Below are 19,246 nucleotides of genomic sequence, written 5' to 3'. Positions count from 1 at the left end.
TACTTCCTTCCCCGTTGATTAATTTGTTGATTTTGTATTCAGTGGTTTTAAATTCGATTCAATATCTTTTCTTTTTGATTCTAAAAATGGCGGCAGGGCAAGGTTCTCACCTAGGTGCTGCTCTGCTTCATCCACTGCAAAACCAGGTCCATCAGTAGCTAGTTCAAATAATATGCCATTCGGCTCCCTAAAATAAAGTGAACGAAAATAAAAGCGGTCCACATATCCAGAGTTAACGAATTTTGATTCACTAATTTTTTCTACCCATTTTCTCAGTTCTTCTTCATTATCCACCCGAAAGGCAACATGGTGTACTCCACCCCTCCCCAACCTTTCCCGAGGAATGTCATTCCTTTCTTCAATATGAAGTTCCGCTCCCGTTCCCCCCTCACCAGTCTCATAAACGACAATTGGATTTTGCCCCCTGATTGAAGAAGGATATGTGCCTGATTTCCTGAACCCCAATACCTCGGAAAGAACTCTTTCTTTTTGTTCAATATTAGGTACAGTAAGTTTTACCGGTCCTAATCCAAGGATGAAATACTCTTTCGGTACCGGGCTTCCATCCCATGGTGCTCCTCCTTGAACGCCGTTATTATCCTGATCTGAAACCAGAAGTAGCCTCTGCCCTTCAGGATCTTTAAAAGAAAGCACCTTCCTTTCAAAACGGCTCGATATTTCATCATGCTCAACATTGAATTCCACAAATCGTTTTTTCCAATATCCTAGAGCTTCATCATCTCTCACCCTTAAAGAAATTTCTGAAATGCTATTGTTTCCCTCATGAGTGCGGGCAGCATTGGGAATTTCAAAAAACGTTAATTCCGTACCCGGAGAACCAATTTGATCTCCATAAAATAAGTGATACACACGAACATCATCTTGATTCACCGTTTTTTTGATTAATCGCATCCCTAAGACTTTTGTGTAGAAATCAAAGTTATTTCCCGCTTTAGCTGTAATCGCCGAAACATGATGTAATCCTTTTAATTCCATCCTTACCACTCCTATCTTTATAAATCTCCCCTTACGGAGATGAATTAATCAGCAAATAATATCTCGAATTCGAGGTAGTTAACCTAATGTATAATGCTTTTAATACAAATATCTTGATTTAAAGATAAATGATAGCGATAAATTTGTCAACCATTTTCATTCAACTAATTTCACCCGTATTCACTTTTCATAAAATAATAAAATCAGGTCAAAATAAGTCGGTATAATGAATGGAGGTATGATATATGGCTAAAGATTTTTTTAGCGCAATTGAAGATAGACGCTCTTATTATTCCCTTAGCAAGGAACGTGTTGTCCCTAATAAAAGGATTAAAGAAGTTATCGATCATGCCGTTCAATATTCCCCTTCCGCTTTCAATTCCCAAAGTGCAAGAGTGATTGTTTTGACTGGTCAAAGCCACGACCAATTATGGGATATCACGAAAAACACATTAAGAAAAGCTGTCGGTGACAAAGATTTTGATAAAACGGAAGAAAAAATGAAGTCATTTATAAATGGTTATGGCACGGTTTTATTCTTTGAAGACCAGGCCACTATAACAAGGCTTCAAGAACAATTCAAAACGTATGCCGAAAACTTTCCAATTTGGTCGAACCAATCGTCTGCCATTTTACAATTTGTCGTATGGACGTCCTTGGAAATCGAAGGGTTTGGTGCAAGCCTTCAGCATTATAATCCTTTAATCGATGACGAAGTGAGAAAGACATGGGATATATCACGCGATTGGAAACTCATCGCTCAGATGCCTTTTGGAAAACCCACTGCAGAGCCTGGCGATAAAGACTTCTCACCACTTGAAGAACGAGTGAAATATTTTCAATGAGACAATAGGGGCTGGCCCTACATACCGAGCCAGCCCTTTCATATATTTCACTTTAGTAATCGGGAAATGTTGCAAAAAATCTTGAAAATATCAATGCCGCAAAGCCTATATATTCTACAACCGGCATGATTTTGATTTCCTCACTGGCGTTAAACACGTACATTTCACTTCCCCCCGGTAACCTATTGAATTGGTGAAGAACGCTCTGGTAGCCATTCCTTCAAATAATAAGGGAGTCCACCGGAATATTGTTTAGCAGCATGTCCACTTTTCAGCAGGCTATATGTTTTATCCTTACATGTTAAATGCTCCATTACCGGATAAATCATTTCCTGTGGGACCAATCGATCATACTTACTTGCAATGACCAAAACACTAGCATCAATTTTCGATAGCTTCGCTTTTTTCCCCCTTACCTTAAACCCCCCATTAACCAAGCGATTTTTTATCAAGAGGTCTTTGGTTATTTGTTTGGCAGCTGCGCCGGATAACGGCACATGCCCATTGGCCCACGCATTGAAGCGGCGCCAATTCTTAACGTATTCTTCATCATCCGCTTGATTCAATAATGATAAATACGGTGATATATAGATAGGAGATGTAATTAAACGGATTCCATATTTAACAGCACTGGCTGGAATCGTTTGATAAATATCAATCGTCTCGTCGAAATTCACGGTACCTTCTTTTAATGCTTCCTGCCACTGATCAAAAAATTCTGAGGCACTGAAATCTATCGGTGTAACGGAGAGAATCAAATTCTTGATTGGCTCGTCTGCAATGGCAGCATATATTGCCGCTATTGTACCGCCGAGGCAAAATCCCATTACTGTAATTTCTGATGCGCCAGAGTGGCGTAATGCACGCTGCACTCCTTTTTGAATATAATCGGCGATATAATCTTCGATCGATATTTCGCCATCTTCAAAACCCGGACTTCCAAAATCAAGCAAGTATACATCAAAACCTTCATTTACAAAAGCTTCTATTAAACTATTCCCTGGGGACAGATCAAGAATCAAAGGTGTATTGATTAGTGAATATATAAGAAAAACCGGCACATCATATTTTTTTTGTGCCGACGGATAATACCAAAGCGATGATTTGTTTTTTTTCCACACTGATATTTTAGGCGTCAGTCCCATTTGAGGCATCGGCTGATTGGGAATATCCAAAAAATGTTTCCACTTGGGTATGGTTTTGGATTGATTTTTCGGCACTTTCCGTTTAGACATTTGAATTCCCCTGTCTAAAAGAATCAAACTCAGGCAACTGTGCACTTATCAATAAGGAATCGTTTAAAAAATTCGCGATCCTTTTTTTACTCCCTTCCATTTCAATGGAATCCCAACTTGACTTCTGTTTCTTACTTCGGGATGAAAAAGCATTGCGTTTATTGCGAACTGAAGCATTACCTCTGACGTTCCCGCCCCCATCCTCAACAAGTGTGGAGAGCAAATCTTCTAACCTATCAATTTTATCTTCGAGCTGGATCACTAATTTCGCGATTCCCGCTACATCTTTTTTTGTTGGGTAATTCATGATGATGGACATTCTTTCTGAGGCTTCCAGCATTCTATTTATTCTTGGAATCTGCATTTGGGCATTGTCGCTTACTGCTTCTATTAACTCTCGATTATTTAGTAAATCCTGAATTTTCCCATTAAGCTGTTGTTCTTTTTGTGCGCCTAGTAATTTAAGCCCTTTATAAAAATTTGATTTTTCCGCCATATATTTCTTCCTTCCTTTCTCCTACGTTTACACTAATGCCGATATTCCACCGTCAATGATCAAAACATGACCAACCATATAGTCAGAAGCCTGTGAGGCTAAAAATACGGCAGCGCCCTTTAAATCATTTTCATCGCCAAACCTGCCAGCCGGAGTTTTACCTAATATGTCATAGTTGGATTTTTCTAGAATTTTCTTCGTGATTTTAGTCGGGAAAAATCCAGGTGCAATTGCATTTACTTGGATGCCGTATCTAGCAAGTTTAACTCCTAAATCCTTCGTCATTGTAATGATGGCACCCTTACTGGTGTTATAAGCTATCGTATCCAATAACTCGGGAAACGTCCCGCCAAGACCCGTCACAGATGCAATATTTATGATTTTTCCGGAATTTTGCTGCTTCATGACCTTCGCAACAGCCTGTGAAAACAGGAATGTACCTGTAACATTGACATTCAATACTTTTTCCCACTTATCCTTAGGAAGATCCAAAAGAGGACCTGACCAGGACGTACCGCTATTATTGACAAGAATATCAATCGTGCCAAATTGGGCAACCGTTTCCTGGACGACATGGTCGATGGCACTCTCGTCCGTGATATCACATTCAAAGGCGACGGCTTTAACACCCATCAGTTGCAATTCATCACATACCTCCTTACATACAGGAAGATTTCGAGAAGCAATGACGATATTTGCACCAGCCTCCCCCAACGCCATGGCGATCTGTTTGCCCAATCCTCTGCCGCCGCCGGTAATGATAGCCGTTTTATTAGTCAAATCGAACATATTACTCAATGTAGTCAACTTTTCAGCCCTTCCTTAATGAAGTATTATTTATATAAAACCGTCTATATCATTATAGAAAAGCCTATCCAATATTGTGCTTAAAATAGCCTGATGCCTCTGCCTTTTGTTTCATCAACAATATCCTTTATATCAATAATGCCTATCCGTTCGACCGCTACGGTCGGCTTGCTGAATTGGCATACCGAAAACTTAATTCGACCCACTGCTGTATGATTATTCCCCCAAGTGAGCAAAATCGAATACTTAGCCTGTTTAATCGTTTACACTATAGACATGGTAAGGAGGTAATAAAATGACAATACATCACTTTCATTTAACCGCAGAGTGGCCAGGCGGCAGAAATGATATCGGCACAATCCATTCAGGGAATCTTCTAACACAGATAAGTATTCCAACTGAAATGGAGGGACCAGGGATCGGCACTAATCCCGATGAAATGCTGCTTGGTGCGGCATCGACCTGCTATATCATTACCTTTGCTGCCATGTTAGAGCGAGCCCATATAGAAAAGGTGAGCTTGACCATGCAATCGGAAGCGTTAGTGGATGTTACGAATGGTGTATTCACCTACAAGAAAATCATTCATCGCCCTGAACTTATTTTAGTACCGGGGACTTCAGAAAAAGTGGTTGAAAAAGCGCGGAAACTTGCTGAAAAAGCTGAAGCTTCATGTATGATTTCCAGGGCGATCAAAGGGAATGTAGCGGTGGAATTGAATGCGGCCATTTCCATAGCACAGTAACCTTGAACAAAAAAGTGCCTAACCTTATATCGGTTTAGGCACTTTTTGAACTATTGAATGGCGTTCATTTTATTTTCAACCTCGCGGCACACTTCATCAGCCGTTAAACCATTTGCCTCAATGATAGACGCTTGTAATGAAGTATCGCTTATACCCATTACATTACTTTCCAAACCTGTTACCACACAACAATCCACGTTTTTGGCGTCAGCTTCTTGTTTGATCTCCACAACATCAAAACCTTTTTCACGAAGTGCTTCCTGAATATTCGTTAATGATTCTTCAACACCGATTTTTGACATCAACACACACCTCCTCTACCTTCTAACCTGTCCTTTTCACCTTCAATATATGTATAGGATGCAAAGGAAATAGGGAAAGTAATATCGAGGTGATAATCATGAATGGAAAAAACAAGAAAGATGCTTCACAAACCCGTTTAGGGTCTTCTCAGGTAGAGGGGCAAGGTACCACTACGAAAGAAACCGGATCCTTCACTCAACCCTCTTCACTTAAAAAGCAAAAGCGTTCTTGATAAGAATCCTAAATCAACATCCGTCTTCATGATACGCAAAAAAACGCTTGGTTATCCGCCAAGCGTTTTCCTCTGCATGAACCTGTGTCGCTTTAGTTTAACGATCAGGACTTCCCTTATATATTTTGCTTTCTGATTTCCCTTTGGATCTTTAAATCATTCAATCGATCCCCATCAATTGTTTTTGGATCCATTTTTGCTTTATCGGCTCCAGCCGGGTTTAAATCACTTGCCCTTAAATTATTATTGCGAGCTGCTTGCTCGTTCCATTTGGTCATCTTGATCTCCTCCTCCGTCCTTATCCTTCCCAATCCTAATAATATTCATGAATACACCCCATCCTTTATTGCCAAGATACTAATGGAGGTGGTTTAATTGGAACCAAACAGACCCGGCAATAGGAATGTACCGGATTTTAAAGAGTTGAACGACCGTATCATCAGAGAAGCATCACAGAGTCCCCGTTTAGTGATTAAAACAAATTTGGATGCAAAGAATGTAAAAGATGAGAACCCATATTCCGATCGAATTAACAGTGAAGGATTTGCTGATTTTTTTGAGGAATAAACAGAACCCGGCTTGGCAGCCTCAACCAAATGTTTCGGTAAGCATCAGTCGATCTATAATAATCTGTTCAAGTTGAACACGCTGAATAGAATCAAGTTTAGAAAGCATCATCATCACCTCAAGTTTTATTATTTCTATTTTAAAACAATAAAGACTTTAGGCGTAAGGGTTCTATCTAAAAGTTAAAACTAAGTTGATTGGAACGTAAGGTGCGAGACTCCTGCGGGAAAAGCGAGTCCAGGGGAGACCCCGCAGGCGCAAACGCGCCGAGGAGGCTCCCGGACCGCCCGCGGAAAGCGAGTGCCTGGAGTGGAAATCAATGTTCAAATTGCACAAACCCTAATAAAAACTGTAGACAAACTCGATTTACAACGAGTTTGTCTACAGTCTAAAACCGGCTTAATAAGCCGGTTAATTTTAAAAATATTTTTTCTTCCAAAAAATGAATGCCGTCGTCCCCGCCAATGTGATGGCTATTAATAATGTAAAAATGAAAGCAAACCGATTATGTTCAAATGGCAGTTCCACATTCATTCCGTAGAAGCTTGCCACCATCGTCGGCAGCGTCAAAATAATGGTCACGGAGGTTAGAAACTTCATGGCATTATTGACATTATTGGAAATGATCGAAGCGAATGCATCCATCATACCGCTAAGAATGGATAGATACACTTCTGCCATTTCAATTGCCTGAGCATTTTCGATGATTACATCCTCAAGCAATTCTTTATCTTCTTCATACATTTTCAAATAATTAAAACGGAGGATCTTATCAAGTACTACTCGATTGGATTTTAATGATGTCGTAAAATAAACCAAGCTTTTTTCCAAAGCCAAGAAAGTGTATAATTCTTTATTTTTCATGGACTGATGCAATTCACGTTCCGCTTCATTAGTCATCTTGTTGATCTGTTTCAGGTAACGTAAATAATAGGATGAAATCTCAAATAGTAATTGTAAGGCAAATCTTGTTTTCTTATTGGTGAAAAATCCTTTTATCTTATTGTTTTTGAAATTCGCCAATATCGGTGTTTCTTTCAAAGATACCGTAATGAAACAGTCTTTGGTAAAAATCATCCCTATAGGTATTGTTTCAAAAATCGGTAAGCCCGCCTCGTCCTTGGTCAAATATGGAAAGTCGACAATAATTAAAACATTATCATCCTCTTTTTCGATTCGAGGCCTTTCCTCATCATCCAACGGATCTTTCATGAAATTGATTGGTAACTTCAAAGTCGTGCATATATAATCTATTTCAGCTTCTGTGGGCGCGACAATGTTCACCCAGGAACCTTTTGTCATTTCCTCGATCTTGTTTAGGTGTCGGTTTTCATCCGTCTTGTAGATTTCAATCATTTCTTGACCTCCTCTTCTATAGAGAAAGCCTTATTTACCTTCTTCGAGCAGATACTCAGGGAGAATAACAGTCTCGACTTCTAGCATCATATTGGCTTCCTCTTGCTTTCTGGGTTCAGGATCATAAGAACTGCTGCTCACTCGTATCCACTTCCTTTCGATTCTTTAATCTTAATCCTTATTCTTTTAAAGCACAATAACGAATTTAATACTCTGGTTCCCTGTCCTGAATTCACAATTATCAGTTTTTAACGCTTAAAAAATATAATAAAAACTACCACAAAAAAGCGCTTGGGTTTCCCCAAGCGCCTGATAAATTTATCCATGCTTAGCATTATTATAATAGTGAACACCATACATGGCGCCTTCATCTACCATTTTATTGTCGTCATGATCATATGGATCAGGGTGACCTGCCTTTTCAATTACAGGATCCAAATCTGAAGCCTTCCTATTCCAAAGGCCTACTGTTTTTGCTTTTGCATTTGACCATATATCCTTCACTTTTCCTCTGTTCGTTTTATTCGATAAAAATGAGACTCCGGCAACTCCGACTCCTAGTAATACCACATTTCTTCCTAATGCCATCATTACCTTCCCCCTTATTTATTGGCTTGATATATATATACCCAACGCCAATTAATGTAAACCTTTATTTATATGGAGGAATTTGATAAAAGAAATTAGGTTTCACTATTTCATTATTATATGGCTGATGAAAAACATGGGTCGTGGCTGGAGAAACAGGCGGAATTAACCAAGTCCAGTCCCCAGTAACTTTCCGGTTACAAGTGGTTTCTTTTTCTTCGAATTTCTTGAATTGTTTAGCTGCTGTATGGTGATCAACAATGCTGACTCCGTGTTTTTTAAACGAATGAAGGACTGCTTCATTGAGTTCGATAAGGGCCCGATCTTTCCATAAACTTGAATCACGTTTAATATCCAAGCCCATCCTCTCCCCGATTGCCGGCAGCATATTGTAGCGTTCTTCATCAGCAAGGTTCCTGGCACCGATTTCCGTTCCCATATACCACCCATTAAATGGTGCAGCTGAATACGTAATACCGCCAATTTCCAACCTCATGCCAGATATAATTGGAACTGCATACCATTTGATTTGAAGATCTTTGAACCATGTCAGTTCAGGGTGGGTGATTTGAACTTCTTTAACGAGACTTTCAGGTATATCATGTAAACCAGGGGTTTTTCCGTCCAATTGGACTACAAGGGGTAATATATCGAAACGTCCGAATTTCCCTTCCCATCCCAATGCCATACATTGCTTGGTGAATGCTATTGAACTTGGATCGCCGATTACGCCATGTTCCGTCTCATACCCTGCATATCGAATAAGCTGATGATTCCATATATCCACTTTTCGATCATGATTTTTTTGTTTGAAAATTGTAATCACAGGTCTGATGTTCCCATTATTCGTTGCATATTCGATATGCTCGAAGAGAGCCGATACAATTTCTTCTTCGCTTTGAATCATCCTTTTGTCAATCACCCTCAGCGACTCCCAAAAAAAGCGCCCTATGCAACGATTGCTATTACGCCAAGCTAATTTAGCACCATAAACCAATTCTTCATATGTATGTTCATATCTACCTGTATCATCTATTTCCTTTTTGATTTGTTCAATCCTGCCATCCATGTCCTCTTCCGTTTTCGATAATTCCGGATAACTTGTCCTGATAAAGGATACGGCCTCCTGCAGTAAATCACTCATCTTTCCCACGAACCCTTCCATTTGTAAAACTTTGATTTCAATATTAAAATAACATATTTTTCACGGTAACCCTAAAGAACACATTTTTTTAAAACGCATTTCTTTAAAAATGTGGCAATTTCGAGGCGAATTTCTTTTCATGATACTTAAAGTAAGCTCATAAATTTCTTATACTTTAACATCTCTAGTAACTAAATAATTATCGGTAAAGTTGTTACATATGAGGTAAATGCATTATAATATATTAATAATGAGGTGATAAGATGAATAATACGACACTTTGTCCACGATTTGAAAAAGGAATGCAAATCTTGAGTAAACGTTGGACTGGATTGATTGTCAATCAATTACTTAATGGCCCTCAACGGTTTTGTAATATTGAATCTGCATTCCCGATAAGCGGCAGGATTCTTTCCGAACGTTTAAAGGACTTGGAAATTGAAGGTATTGTTAAAAGGGACGTATATCCAGAGACACCGGTCAGGATTGAATATTCTTTAACTGAAAAAGGCAAGGCACTTGCACCGGTAATGAACGAAATTCAAAATTGGGCACAAGAATGGCTCGAACCAATACAGGAACAATGATACAGGCATTAACTGAAAAGGAGGAAGTCCGCCACCTGGCGGACTTCCTCCTTTTTTGTTTAAGCGCCAGCGACTAGTGGTATATTTTTTACAGATAGAATAACACTAGGTTTATTCCAAATTTATGGGCGGTGAATTCATGAAACAAGTAGATTGCATTATTATTGGTGGAGGTATAGCCGGTATTCAGGCAGCTATACAGCTCGGAAGATACAAACATAATATTATCGTCATTGATTCTGCTAAAGGCCGCTCATCCATTGCCAAGGCATACCATAACATTCTGGGATGGCCGGATGGGGTAAGCGGTAAACAATTAAGGACGCTTGGCAGACAGCACGCTGAAAAATTCGGCGTCGAATTCTTGGATGATACAGTGACATCTCTTGAAAAAAAACAGGACAAGTTTTTTATCCGAACAAAGAATGACAGGGAATATCAAGCAAAAATGATTTTTCTCGGTACCGGCATCACCGATAACATTCCTCCAATCAAAAACATCTATCCAACTCTTGGGACATCCACATATATATGCCCTGACTGTGATGGGTATGAGATCATGGATAAGCAAACCGTTGTTCTTGGAGGCGGAAATACGGGTGCGGGCATGGCTCTCACACTTTTATATTGGTCAAAAGATATCATTTACGTAAATCATTTGAAAACAAAAATTGATGATGATTATAGGGAAAAATTAAAGGAAAATCAGATTCCCGTAATCGAAGAAGAAGTTTGTGAGGTTCATGTCGACGACAAACAGCAGCTAACGGGCATACAATTAGTCTCCGGTAAAATAGTCGAGGCTGAAAAAGCATTCACCGCGTTTAAAGGGAACAAACTAAATAATGACCTAGCCCTACAATTAGGAGTGCAAGTCAATGACAACAATCATGTCGTGATTCATCCCCGGACTAAAGAAACGAATATTAAAGGAGTCTGGGCAGGCGGTGACCTCGTTGCCCATTCAGAACAAGTCACCATTTCAATGGGGGATGGCACCCAAGCAGCGATATGGATCCATAAGAGACTGTTAGGCCAGCCACTTCCTTACGATTGACAACTTGATGGAAATTTAACAGGCGACCTGTTCACCAGGCCGCCTCAGTTTGTAGACAAAAGGGGTTCTATCTGAATTTTAAAACAAAGTTGATTGGAACGGAAGGTATGAGACTCCTGCGGGAAAAGCGTGTCCAAGGGAGACCCCGCAGGCGCAAGGGCGCCCGAGGAGGCTCCCGGACCGCCCGCGGAAAGCGAGTGCCTGGAGTGGAGATCAAAATTGTCTACAGTAAAAGGCGGCCTGTTCACCAGGCCGCCTTTTACATTGGTATTTAAGATTTTCACATCCGACATTCGATACACATCTACATTCGATTCCTTCCCTTAAAAACTTTAACCAAAATGAGAATGACCGCGATGATAAGCAAGATATGTATAAAGCCTGCAGCCACTTTAAAGACTAAACCAAGAACCCATAATAATATTATTACACCAATAATCGTCCAAATCATGATATTCCCCCATTCTTTAAGGTTTTTTTGTAAGAAATTACATCAAAATATTTGCTTACATTTAAATTACCCATATCTACCTTTAACAAACCCTTACCTGTTTTTTTACATAAAACTGTAAATGCTGTAAATGATAATAAAGAAATAAGGATTCTTCCATAAAGAAAAACATTTACAAGGAAGAGACTATCAGGTTTTAACTGTTCCACAATTCTTAATAAGGCAAAAAAACAAAAGAAGGAGTCGTTCATTCATGAAAAAGTTTTTAGTCATCTGTTTAACAGCCTGTTCCCTATTCTTAGTCAACGTGAATCACCCAGCTGCAGAGGAAAATAAAGCAGAAACGGAACGTGTACAATTCACTGATGCTCAAAAATCTGAAATCGCCAAGATCCAAAAGCAAATACTCGCTGACAAAAAGACATTGATCCAAAAATATGTCGAGTATGGCGCGCTTTCAAAAGAAGAAGCTGATAAAATGGTTTCACACTTTGAAAAACATTATAAAATGATGGAAGAACATAATTTCCAAATACCGCCGCACCGCCCACATACACGACACATGCATAAGTAATTGTATGTTTTTGCCTATATATCCTGATAATCCGACCTGACGAAAAGGCCGGATTTTTTTCATTTCTTTCGTCCTTGATAAATAAACCTTACGCGTTTACCATTTACTAAAGGATTTATATTTCTCTTTAGCGAAATAGATAACTATGAGAAATGAAAGGGTGAAAAGGATGAACAAAATAGGTATAACAGCAAGAGACTTATTTCACTTGAAATCAGTGACCGATCCAAAGCTATCACCGGATGGCAGTATGGCGGTTTATGTCCAAACCAGAATCGATGAAAAAACGGAAAAATATATTTCCAATCTGTTTATGTTCAGCCTAATTACGAATGAAACAAAGCAATGGACATTTGGGGATAATCGTGATACATCACCAGCCTGGTCCCCTGACGGCAAGCATATCGCCTTTACATCAGACAGATCAGGAAAAAAACAAGTTCACATTATTGGGAGCATTGGCGGGGAAGCTCGCCAGTTGACCCATTTCGTTAACGGCGCATCAAAACCTATTTGGTCTCCTTGTTCCACCAAATTGCTGCTTTCTACCGGGTTAAAGGAAGACGAAAACCTTAATACGGTTAAAGAAAATGATTTGACCAAAGAAGTTAATAGGTATGACCGGATTAAGTATAAATGGGATGGAAGAGGCTATTTTGATCAGTTATATCAACAGCTGGTCATAGTGGACATTTTCAAGGGAGAATCCACATTGCTAACGGAAAACAAAGTGGATCATCAACCGAATGCATGGTCCCCAAACGGACAGCATATTGCCTTCGTAAGCGGGGATGTAGAAAGAAGTGATGATGAACTTTTTTCCGATATTTTCATCATGGACATTGAAACGAAATCTTTAGAGAAGATAACGGATAGTACAGGTTTCTTTAGAGATCCGAAATGGTCTCCAAATGGCGAGTATCTATCTTTCATTGGCCATAATAAAGAATTTGCCGGTGCCACCTTTTCAAATATCTGGTTATATTCTATTATCGATCAAACGACTCAGTGTTTGACCGATGGATGGGACGTCCAAATAGGCGATTCCGCAATTGGGGATTTCCAGATCGGAGCCGTCGACCCAGGTATTTTGTGGACAAACGATAGCCAAGGTTTTTACTTCTTAATAAGTGATTACGGAAATACTGGAGTATATTATGGTTCGATTGAAGGAGCCATGTATCCATCAATCCTTGACCCGCAGCATATATACGGCCTGACTATAGATCCCGAAAGCCACCGTGCTGTCGTGGCCATCAGTACACCTGTTCATCCCGGAGATCTCTTTGCTTATAACCTTACCAATGGCGATAAGGAACAAATCAGTTTTGTTAATGAGGATTTTTTGAAGGATAAACATTTGTCCACGGCTGAACCCATTACATTCCAATCCGTTGATGGACTTACCATCCACGGCTGGATCATGAGACCGACCGATTTTGATGGTAATCAAAAATATCCGCTCATTTTAGAAATCCATGGCGGTCCGCATATGATGTATGCCAATACTTATGTACATGAATTCCAGACCTTGGCTAATGAAGGCTATACTGTATTGTTCACTAACCCGCGCGGGAGTGTAGGATATGGCCAAGACTTCGTAAATGCCTGCCGCGGCGATTATGGAGGCATGGATTATAAAGACTTAATGGCTGGAGTTGATCACGTTTTAGCTACGTATGATTTCATAGATCAAGAAGATTTAGGGGTATCCGGAGGAAGTTATGGAGGGTTCATGACAAATTGGATCATCGGACATACCAACCGTTTCAAGGCCGCTGTTACTCAGCGTTGCATTAGTAACTGGCTAAGTTTTTATGGGGTCAGTGACATCGGCTATTATTTTACAGAGTGGGAAGTTGGCGGCGATATCATTAACTCTGCTGAAAAATTATGGCAGCACTCTCCATTAAAATATGTTTCCGATGTGGATACCCCTTTACTTTTACTTCACGGTGAGAAGGACTTCCGCTGTCCAATTGAACAGAGCGAGCAATTTTTTGTCGCCCTAAAACGTCAAAATAAGGAAGCGGTACTTGTTTCCTTCCCAGATGAAACTCATGAAGTATCCCGAAGCGGATCTCCAAAAATGCGCTTGCAGCATGTTGAGGAAATCAAAGGGTGGTTCAATAAATATCTTTAAAAATAAAAGCTCTGTTAGCAAAAGCTAACAGAGTTTTTGTTTTTAGTGTTGAATTTGGTCTCTGTCTTCGGAAATTGAACTTAAAGCATTTCCTGCCATTGAATTTGTCTGTTGGTGTACAGCAAGATCACCTAATGCCACAACTCCGACCAGCTTGTCATTCTCAATGATAGGGAGCCTTCTGATTTGTTCGGTAGCCATTAACTCCTCAGCTTCCTCCACTGACATATCAGGCGTGCCTGTTACAAGATTGGTGGAAATGACATCGGTAATTCTAGTCGAATTCGGCTTTTTCTCGGCAACACAGCGAATGACGATATCCCTGTCTGTAATAACACCAATTAAATGGTTATTTTCTAATACGGGAATGACACCAACATCATCATTCTTCATTTTGACTGCTGCTTCATATATATTATCTTCCGCAGTGCAACAGTCAACGTCTGTTGTCATGATATCTCTTAATTCAGTCACGGAAATCCCTCCATTTTTCATAAGTTGCTTATTTATTTTTGACTTCTGAAGAGAAATTATTCATGAAACTCGTTCACGCTTCATTCCACATATTTCCCGTGATCCGGTTTAGCTAATGAATCGAATTCCTTTGCAAGCTTCGCTAAACCCATTTCCAGTTCTTTCCCTTCAACAGGATAACCATGGCCCGTTATGGCAACTGTCGGCATCAGACTTTCCAATAACCTTACCGATTTTTTGGCAGCCTCCCAATCGGTAGTCAAATACCGCGGCGGGCCCGCTATTTCTTTCTCCTGAGTGATAACCTTGTATAGGGAATCTTGCCTGACATTCACAAAAGCATCACCAGCAATCAAACTTCGGTCACTTTCACGGAAAAGTGATATATGTCCTTTCGAATGGCCAGGGGTGTGAACCCATTTCCAATCGTGAAGCCCGGGTACACTATGATCATCAGGCAATGGCTGAACTTTTTCATCAAGGTTAATTCCCTCATTCGGAAATACCCATGAAATTTTAGCGACCATTCCCCCTTCAACAGTAGGATCAGGTTCTGGATAATTTTCCTGTCCCGTTAAATAAGGCATTTCTTTAATGTGGGCATAGACAGGAGCATCCCAATACTCCATTAACTCAATCAGTGCACCAACATGATCGAAATGTCCATGTGTCAAAATAATCGCGGCAGGTGGATTTTGCGGTCCGTATATTTCTTCAGCTGTTTTCTTTATTACCTCTGCTGAACGCGGCATCCCTGCATCTATCAATACCCATTTATCATCTTTGGATGACCCTATAAAAATGACATTAACGATTTGGACGGACAGACAATATATATCCTCATTTATAATCTGTACATCTCCACTGGAAACTGAAGTCATTGGCATGAATTTTTTATTCAAATGATTATCGTCCATTTATAATCCTCCTAATTTGAACATACTGTTTTATAAAGGATACCCTGTACGAGAAAATAAAAAACAACCTATAATTTATATAGGCTGTTTCAGACAATAAGAAACATTCGAAGGCGAGTTTGCCTACAGTTCTTTAAAAAACTTGCAGATGATTCCAGATCCGCTCCCTTTCCGCCCCACCTTTTGTAGGCGTTGATTTCCACTCCAGGCACTCGCTTTCCGCGGGCGGTCCGGAAGCCTCCCCGGCGTCTTTGCGCCTGTGGGGTCTCCCTTGGACACGCTTTCCCCGCAGGAGTCTCGCACCTTCCGTTCCAATCAACTTAGCTTTAAAATCCCTTTCCGCCGTCTGTCTTCCAAACCTCCCCGTAAGCATCTAGCGGGTCTCGACTAGCCAGTTATTCGTCAGGAGTGTCGCAAATTTCTTCAATCCAATGAGTTTTCAGTTCATATAAACAGTAAAAATACATGAGGATAACCATGTCTTGTTTTTAATTCATGGTAATCTTCCCTTGATTAAATCGTGAAAAGGATTCGAAATGAGACCATTCCAAACACCATTAGGTGGACAAACTCAATGAAGAGCGAGTTTGCCTACAGTTCTTTCAAAAAGTTGCAGATGATTCCAGACGGACTTTTTTCGACAGTCACGGCACCTTTTTTCGGCCGATCATGCCCTTTTTCGGCCTTCACCGCACTTTATTCGACCGTCCACGCAAGTTATTCGACCTTCACCGCACTTTATTCGACCGTCCACGCAAGTTATTCGACCTTCACCGCACTTTATTCGACCGTCCATGCAAGTTATTCGACCTTCACCGCACTTTATTCGACCGTCCACACGAATTTTTCGACCTTCGCCTCAATATTCGGACCCCGAACCCCATTTTGTCGCCGAACTGAGGCATCTTTCATAATCATGTTCAGGGTGCGAAACTCCCTAACCATCTATGTCAACAAACTGAAACAACCTATTATTAGCATGTTTCTCAGTATACATCCCGCCGGGTAAATACTGTATAAGATACAATTAAAGCAAGCGCCCACCAAACGAGCAGAGTAATGACGGAGGATAATAAAGTCATCCCTTCAATCGGTGGAGCCGTCCCGCTAATGTAAGCGGTCAATTTCAAATTCACCATAAAGAAATATTTCGCTGATTCCCATGATGAAACCATATTGTTCAATATAGCCCCGGAAATTAATGCAGCCAGCATGATGCCCATGCCTGCAGGGGTGCTTCTCACTAAAACCGAAAGCATGAAAGAAAGGGTTCCTACAACAACCGCCACCAGCCAGACAAGTCCCAAATCCATCAATAGGAATTTCCATTGTTCCACTAACCTAACTTGACTGACATCCACGTCAGCCCCATTCAATTCGAATCCGGTTATTACAGGGGCCCCCCATCCTTGATATCCGAAAACGATACCGGATAAAAGGTAAGATAATAAGGCTGTCATCGCCACGATAATCGAAACCGATAATAATAATGTTACATATTTGCTCAATAAGATTTTCCAGCGCTCCACTGGCCGGGTCAACAAAAGCTTGATCGTCCCTTGACTACTTTCGGAAGAAACCATATCACTAGCCACAATCATGATCAACAGCGGAATGAACAAATCGATTGCATTTTCCAAAAACATGCGTGTAAAGGTGGCTGCGCCTGGTTCTGAGGGATTGATATCATGATCTAGATAATATTGCTGCTGCTTCAGACTTACTTGCAGCTGTTCACGCCACTCATCGAGCATCCTATTCGAGCCCAATCGATTTTGAGTATCTATGATTTGCTGCTGAAGAGCTGAACGCCAATCATCAGTTCCCAACTTCTCCCGCTGCTCTTCCACTTGTTTGTATTGGGCATATGTAAACATCAGCACTAAAATTCCCACGATGATACCGATTATGATTAAACGTTTCTTTGCCAACAACTTCATCATTTCATTTTGAATCAAGTTATTCAATGCCTGCACCTCCGACGCCGGTAACTTGCAAAAACAATTCTTCCAATCCCGGGAGCTTTCGATTCATTTCATGCACCCTCACCCCTGCTTGGTTAAGTGCAGCATTCCATTCGGGTGTTTTGAGTTCATCGTAGGCAGTAATGATATATTTTTGATCTATGTTAATTTCGGTAAAGCCGCTAAGAATTTCCGCTCCCTGTTGTATAGGTTCCACCCGCCAAAATATCCGCTCCTGCGTGGATAATAAGCTTTCCACCGTATCCGTTTTGATGATTTCCCCCCCTTTAATAATTGCGACCCGGTCACAAAGTTGCTGTATTTCACCTAATAAGTGTGAAGAAACCAGAACGCTCATACCTTCTTCTTCAGCCAACTTTCTGATGAATTGCCGCATTTCACGGATTCCGGCAGGATCTAGTCCGTTGGTCGGTTCATCCAAAATCAACAGCTTAGGGCTGTTTAGCATTGCCTGCGCGATTCCTAAGCGCTGCCTCATACCTAACGAATAAGTCTTCACTTTATCGTGAATTCTCGCTTGCAGACCGACGAGTTCAACAACCTCGATCATTCTTGTTTCATCAACTTCAGGTAACATTCTTGCAAAGTGAAGTAAATTATCCCATCCGCTCAAAAAAGGATACAACTCTGGATTTTCAACGATGCAGCCCATTTGCTTCATTGCCTTCGTAAATTCCTGACGGACATCATACCCGCATATATGGATGGAACCTGAGGATGGCTTAATCAAACCTACCAACATGCGGATCGTCGTCGTCTTGCCTGCTCCATTCGGTCCTAAAAAGCCAAAAACCTCCCCTTCATTCAGCTCAAAATCTATTCCTTTAATGATTTCCCTTTTGCCAATCCTTTTTCTCAAGTCCCTGACAGACAATGTCACCTGTTTCATCGTTCCACATCCTCCCATTTTATTAAAGGAGCAACTCTATCAGCAATTAAACGGTACCCCTTCTTATTAGGGTGAAATTTATCCGAATACAAGTACTCATTTACAGACAATTGAAATAAATCAAATGTTGGAACGAAAATAGCATTTTGAAAAAGAGCCACGACTTCTGCCGTTTCATTATTCCAGTCACGAACAATGCGGTTCGTATCAAAGTCTTCATCCAAATCTATAAACGGATTATACAGCCCAAGCAATAAAATGGTAGCTGTATCATTGACATTATTGATATCTTTAAAAATTTCATGTAAATTTCCCAAGAAATTCTTTTGTGATACAGATATAGCTTCACGATCATATTCAAGCAGGGTCTGGCCTTTTTGAAATAAATCATTACCCCCGATTGTAACTAAAATAACATCAGCTGCCTGGATTTGGCGCTTCACTTCCGGTTGTTTCACTTGCTGTACTAATTCTTTAGACACTTGTCCATTAATTCCGAGGTTATGAATGATTGGTTTTTTCTTGTACTCACTATTCAAATCTTCAACAACAAGTCCAACGTAGCCTTTACCTGTTTCATCACCTGTTCCACGTGTCAATGAATCGCCTAACGCCACTACCGTAAAATCATCAGGAAGATCATTTTTAATGGGGGTTTCTTCAATTACATCTCTATCGGAAGTTCCTTTTCCGTAATGGTCAGTAATCGCCCATCCAAGGCAAAATAAAAAAAACAGGCCGATAAGAGCTGATACGATGGTAGCAGCCAACACTTTTGGTTTGCTCAAAACACTCACCCTTCCATTCATTCTCTACCTTCCATTAAATCATATTATTTCCAAAAACAAAAAACTG

24 protein-coding genes are annotated in these 19,246 nt (G+C 40.4%); 8 read left to right on the top strand and 16 right to left on the bottom strand.

Annotation, left to right across the window (positions count from 1 at the left end):
• Positions 1-18 precede the first annotated feature (18 nt).
• Complete coding sequence (locus tag MPH60_RS08620) at positions 19-996, bottom strand: ring-cleaving dioxygenase (RefSeq protein WP_241590971.1); 978 nt, start codon at positions 994-996, stop codon at positions 19-21.
• A 245-nt stretch (positions 997-1,241) separates the two neighbouring features.
• On the opposite strand from MPH60_RS08620, the gene MPH60_RS08615 reads away from it, so the two are divergent.
• Complete coding sequence (locus MPH60_RS08615) at positions 1,242-1,841, top strand: nitroreductase family protein (RefSeq protein WP_241590972.1); 600 nt, start codon at positions 1,242-1,244, stop codon at positions 1,839-1,841.
• Between the two features lie 182 nt (positions 1,842-2,023).
• Here MPH60_RS08615 and MPH60_RS08610 read toward each other — a convergent pair whose 3' ends face one another.
• From MPH60_RS08610 to MPH60_RS27740, 4 genes are all read right to left on the bottom strand, one after another.
• Entirely contained in the window at positions 2,024-3,076 is a 1,053-nt protein-coding gene (locus MPH60_RS08610; RefSeq protein WP_241590974.1) for an alpha/beta fold hydrolase, read from the bottom strand.
• A complete protein-coding gene (locus tag MPH60_RS08605; protein WP_241590975.1) occupies positions 3,069-3,572 on the bottom strand; it encodes a hypothetical protein in 504 nt (167 codons plus the stop codon). The genes MPH60_RS08610 and MPH60_RS08605 overlap by 8 nt, the downstream gene beginning before the upstream one ends.
• Before the next feature lie 27 nt (positions 3,573-3,599).
• The gene (locus MPH60_RS08600; RefSeq protein WP_241591057.1) at positions 3,600-4,361 is read right to left on the bottom strand and encodes an SDR family oxidoreductase; all 762 of its coding nucleotides are present in this window, start codon (positions 4,359-4,361) and stop codon (positions 3,600-3,602) included.
• A 98-nt stretch (positions 4,362-4,459) separates the two neighbouring features.
• On the bottom strand, positions 4,460-4,585 hold the full coding sequence (locus MPH60_RS27740) for a hypothetical protein (protein WP_272492818.1): 126 nt from the start codon (positions 4,583-4,585) through the stop codon (positions 4,460-4,462).
• Positions 4,586-4,674: 89 nt separating this feature from the next.
• Here MPH60_RS27740 and MPH60_RS08595 point away from each other — a divergent pair, with 89 nt between their 5' ends.
• Positions 4,675-5,124: an OsmC family protein gene (locus MPH60_RS08595; protein ID WP_137024511.1), complete on the top strand. Its 450-nt coding sequence runs from the start codon at positions 4,675-4,677 to the stop codon at positions 5,122-5,124.
• A 50-nt stretch (positions 5,125-5,174) separates the two neighbouring features.
• On the opposite strand, the gene MPH60_RS08590 is transcribed toward MPH60_RS08595, so the two are convergent.
• Positions 5,175-5,426, bottom strand: coding sequence for a YkuS family protein (locus tag MPH60_RS08590; RefSeq protein ID WP_241590977.1), 252 nt, complete (start codon positions 5,424-5,426; stop codon positions 5,175-5,177).
• Positions 5,427-5,524: 98 nt separating this feature from the next.
• Here MPH60_RS08590 and MPH60_RS08585 point away from each other — a divergent pair, with 98 nt between their 5' ends.
• On the top strand, positions 5,525-5,659 hold the full coding sequence (locus MPH60_RS08585; RefSeq protein WP_101225105.1) for a YuzL family protein: 135 nt from the start codon (positions 5,525-5,527) through the stop codon (positions 5,657-5,659).
• Between the two features lie 116 nt (positions 5,660-5,775).
• Here the strand turns inward: MPH60_RS08585 and MPH60_RS08580 are convergent, their stop codons facing one another.
• A complete protein-coding gene (locus tag MPH60_RS08580; protein WP_241590980.1) occupies positions 5,776-5,937 on the bottom strand; it encodes a hypothetical protein in 162 nt (53 codons plus the stop codon).
• Between the two features lie 97 nt (positions 5,938-6,034).
• On the opposite strand from MPH60_RS08580, the gene MPH60_RS08575 reads away from it, so the two are divergent.
• Complete coding sequence (locus MPH60_RS08575; RefSeq protein WP_241590981.1) at positions 6,035-6,226, top strand: hypothetical protein; 192 nt, start codon at positions 6,035-6,037, stop codon at positions 6,224-6,226.
• Between the two features lie 417 nt (positions 6,227-6,643).
• Here MPH60_RS08575 and MPH60_RS08570 read toward each other — a convergent pair whose 3' ends face one another.
• From MPH60_RS08570 to MPH60_RS08560, 3 genes are all read right to left on the bottom strand, one after another.
• Positions 6,644-7,582, bottom strand: a complete 939-nt coding sequence (locus MPH60_RS08570; protein ID WP_241590983.1) for a magnesium transporter CorA family protein — start codon at positions 7,580-7,582, stop codon at positions 6,644-6,646.
• A gap of 318 nt (positions 7,583-7,900) precedes the next feature.
• Entirely contained in the window at positions 7,901-8,173 is a 273-nt protein-coding gene (locus MPH60_RS08565) for a hypothetical protein (RefSeq protein WP_241590985.1), read from the bottom strand.
• Positions 8,174-8,234: 61 nt separating this feature from the next.
• A complete protein-coding gene (locus MPH60_RS08560) occupies positions 8,235-9,314 on the bottom strand; it encodes a nitric oxide synthase oxygenase (protein WP_241590987.1) in 1,080 nt (359 codons plus the stop codon).
• Between the two features lie 263 nt (positions 9,315-9,577).
• Between MPH60_RS08560 and MPH60_RS08555 the strand changes: the two genes are divergently transcribed.
• Both MPH60_RS08555 and MPH60_RS08550 read left to right on the top strand, forming a co-directional pair.
• Positions 9,578-9,901: a winged helix-turn-helix transcriptional regulator gene (locus MPH60_RS08555; protein WP_101225109.1), complete on the top strand. Its 324-nt coding sequence runs from the start codon at positions 9,578-9,580 to the stop codon at positions 9,899-9,901.
• A gap of 139 nt (positions 9,902-10,040) precedes the next feature.
• Positions 10,041-10,958, top strand: a complete 918-nt coding sequence (locus MPH60_RS08550) for an NAD(P)/FAD-dependent oxidoreductase (protein ID WP_241590990.1) — start codon at positions 10,041-10,043, stop codon at positions 10,956-10,958.
• Positions 10,959-11,262: 304 nt separating this feature from the next.
• Here the strand turns inward: MPH60_RS08550 and MPH60_RS08545 are convergent, their stop codons facing one another.
• Complete coding sequence (locus MPH60_RS08545; protein ID WP_106027466.1) at positions 11,263-11,409, bottom strand: lmo0937 family membrane protein; 147 nt, start codon at positions 11,407-11,409, stop codon at positions 11,263-11,265.
• A gap of 253 nt (positions 11,410-11,662) precedes the next feature.
• Here MPH60_RS08545 and MPH60_RS08540 point away from each other — a divergent pair, with 253 nt between their 5' ends.
• Both MPH60_RS08540 and MPH60_RS08535 read left to right on the top strand, forming a co-directional pair.
• Entirely contained in the window at positions 11,663-11,983 is a 321-nt protein-coding gene (locus tag MPH60_RS08540) for a YckD family protein (RefSeq protein WP_241590991.1), read from the top strand.
• Positions 11,984-12,152: 169 nt separating this feature from the next.
• A complete protein-coding gene (locus tag MPH60_RS08535; RefSeq protein WP_241590993.1) occupies positions 12,153-14,126 on the top strand; it encodes a S9 family peptidase in 1,974 nt (657 codons plus the stop codon).
• 42 nt (positions 14,127-14,168) lie between these two features.
• Here the strand turns inward: MPH60_RS08535 and MPH60_RS08530 are convergent, their stop codons facing one another.
• The 5 genes from MPH60_RS08530 to MPH60_RS08510 all read right to left on the bottom strand — a co-directional run bounded on the left by MPH60_RS08530 (position 14,169) and on the right by MPH60_RS08510 (position 19,179).
• Entirely contained in the window at positions 14,169-14,600 is a 432-nt protein-coding gene (locus MPH60_RS08530) for a CBS domain-containing protein (RefSeq protein WP_241590995.1), read from the bottom strand.
• Between the two features lie 80 nt (positions 14,601-14,680).
• Complete coding sequence (locus MPH60_RS08525; RefSeq protein WP_241590997.1) at positions 14,681-15,517, bottom strand: MBL fold metallo-hydrolase; 837 nt, start codon at positions 15,515-15,517, stop codon at positions 14,681-14,683.
• A 986-nt stretch (positions 15,518-16,503) separates the two neighbouring features.
• Positions 16,504-17,484 (bottom strand): ABC transporter permease, encoded by a 981-nt coding sequence (locus tag MPH60_RS08520; RefSeq protein WP_241590999.1) that lies wholly within the window; start codon positions 17,482-17,484, stop codon positions 16,504-16,506.
• Positions 17,477-18,391 (bottom strand): ABC transporter ATP-binding protein, encoded by a 915-nt coding sequence (locus MPH60_RS08515; protein WP_241591001.1) that lies wholly within the window; start codon positions 18,389-18,391, stop codon positions 17,477-17,479. The genes MPH60_RS08520 and MPH60_RS08515 overlap by 8 nt, the downstream gene beginning before the upstream one ends.
• A complete protein-coding gene (locus MPH60_RS08510; RefSeq protein ID WP_241591003.1) occupies positions 18,388-19,179 on the bottom strand; it encodes a GDSL-type esterase/lipase family protein in 792 nt (263 codons plus the stop codon). Before MPH60_RS08510 ends, MPH60_RS08515 begins: the two co-directional genes overlap by 4 nt.
• Positions 19,180-19,246 lie beyond the last annotated feature (67 nt).

Origin of the sequence: Peribacillus sp. Aquil_B1 (assembly GCF_022603275.1) — a bacterium.
Lineage (GTDB): Bacteria > Bacillota > Bacilli > Bacillales > DSM-1321 > Peribacillus.
This window is presented reverse-complemented; position numbering and strand designations above follow the sequence as displayed.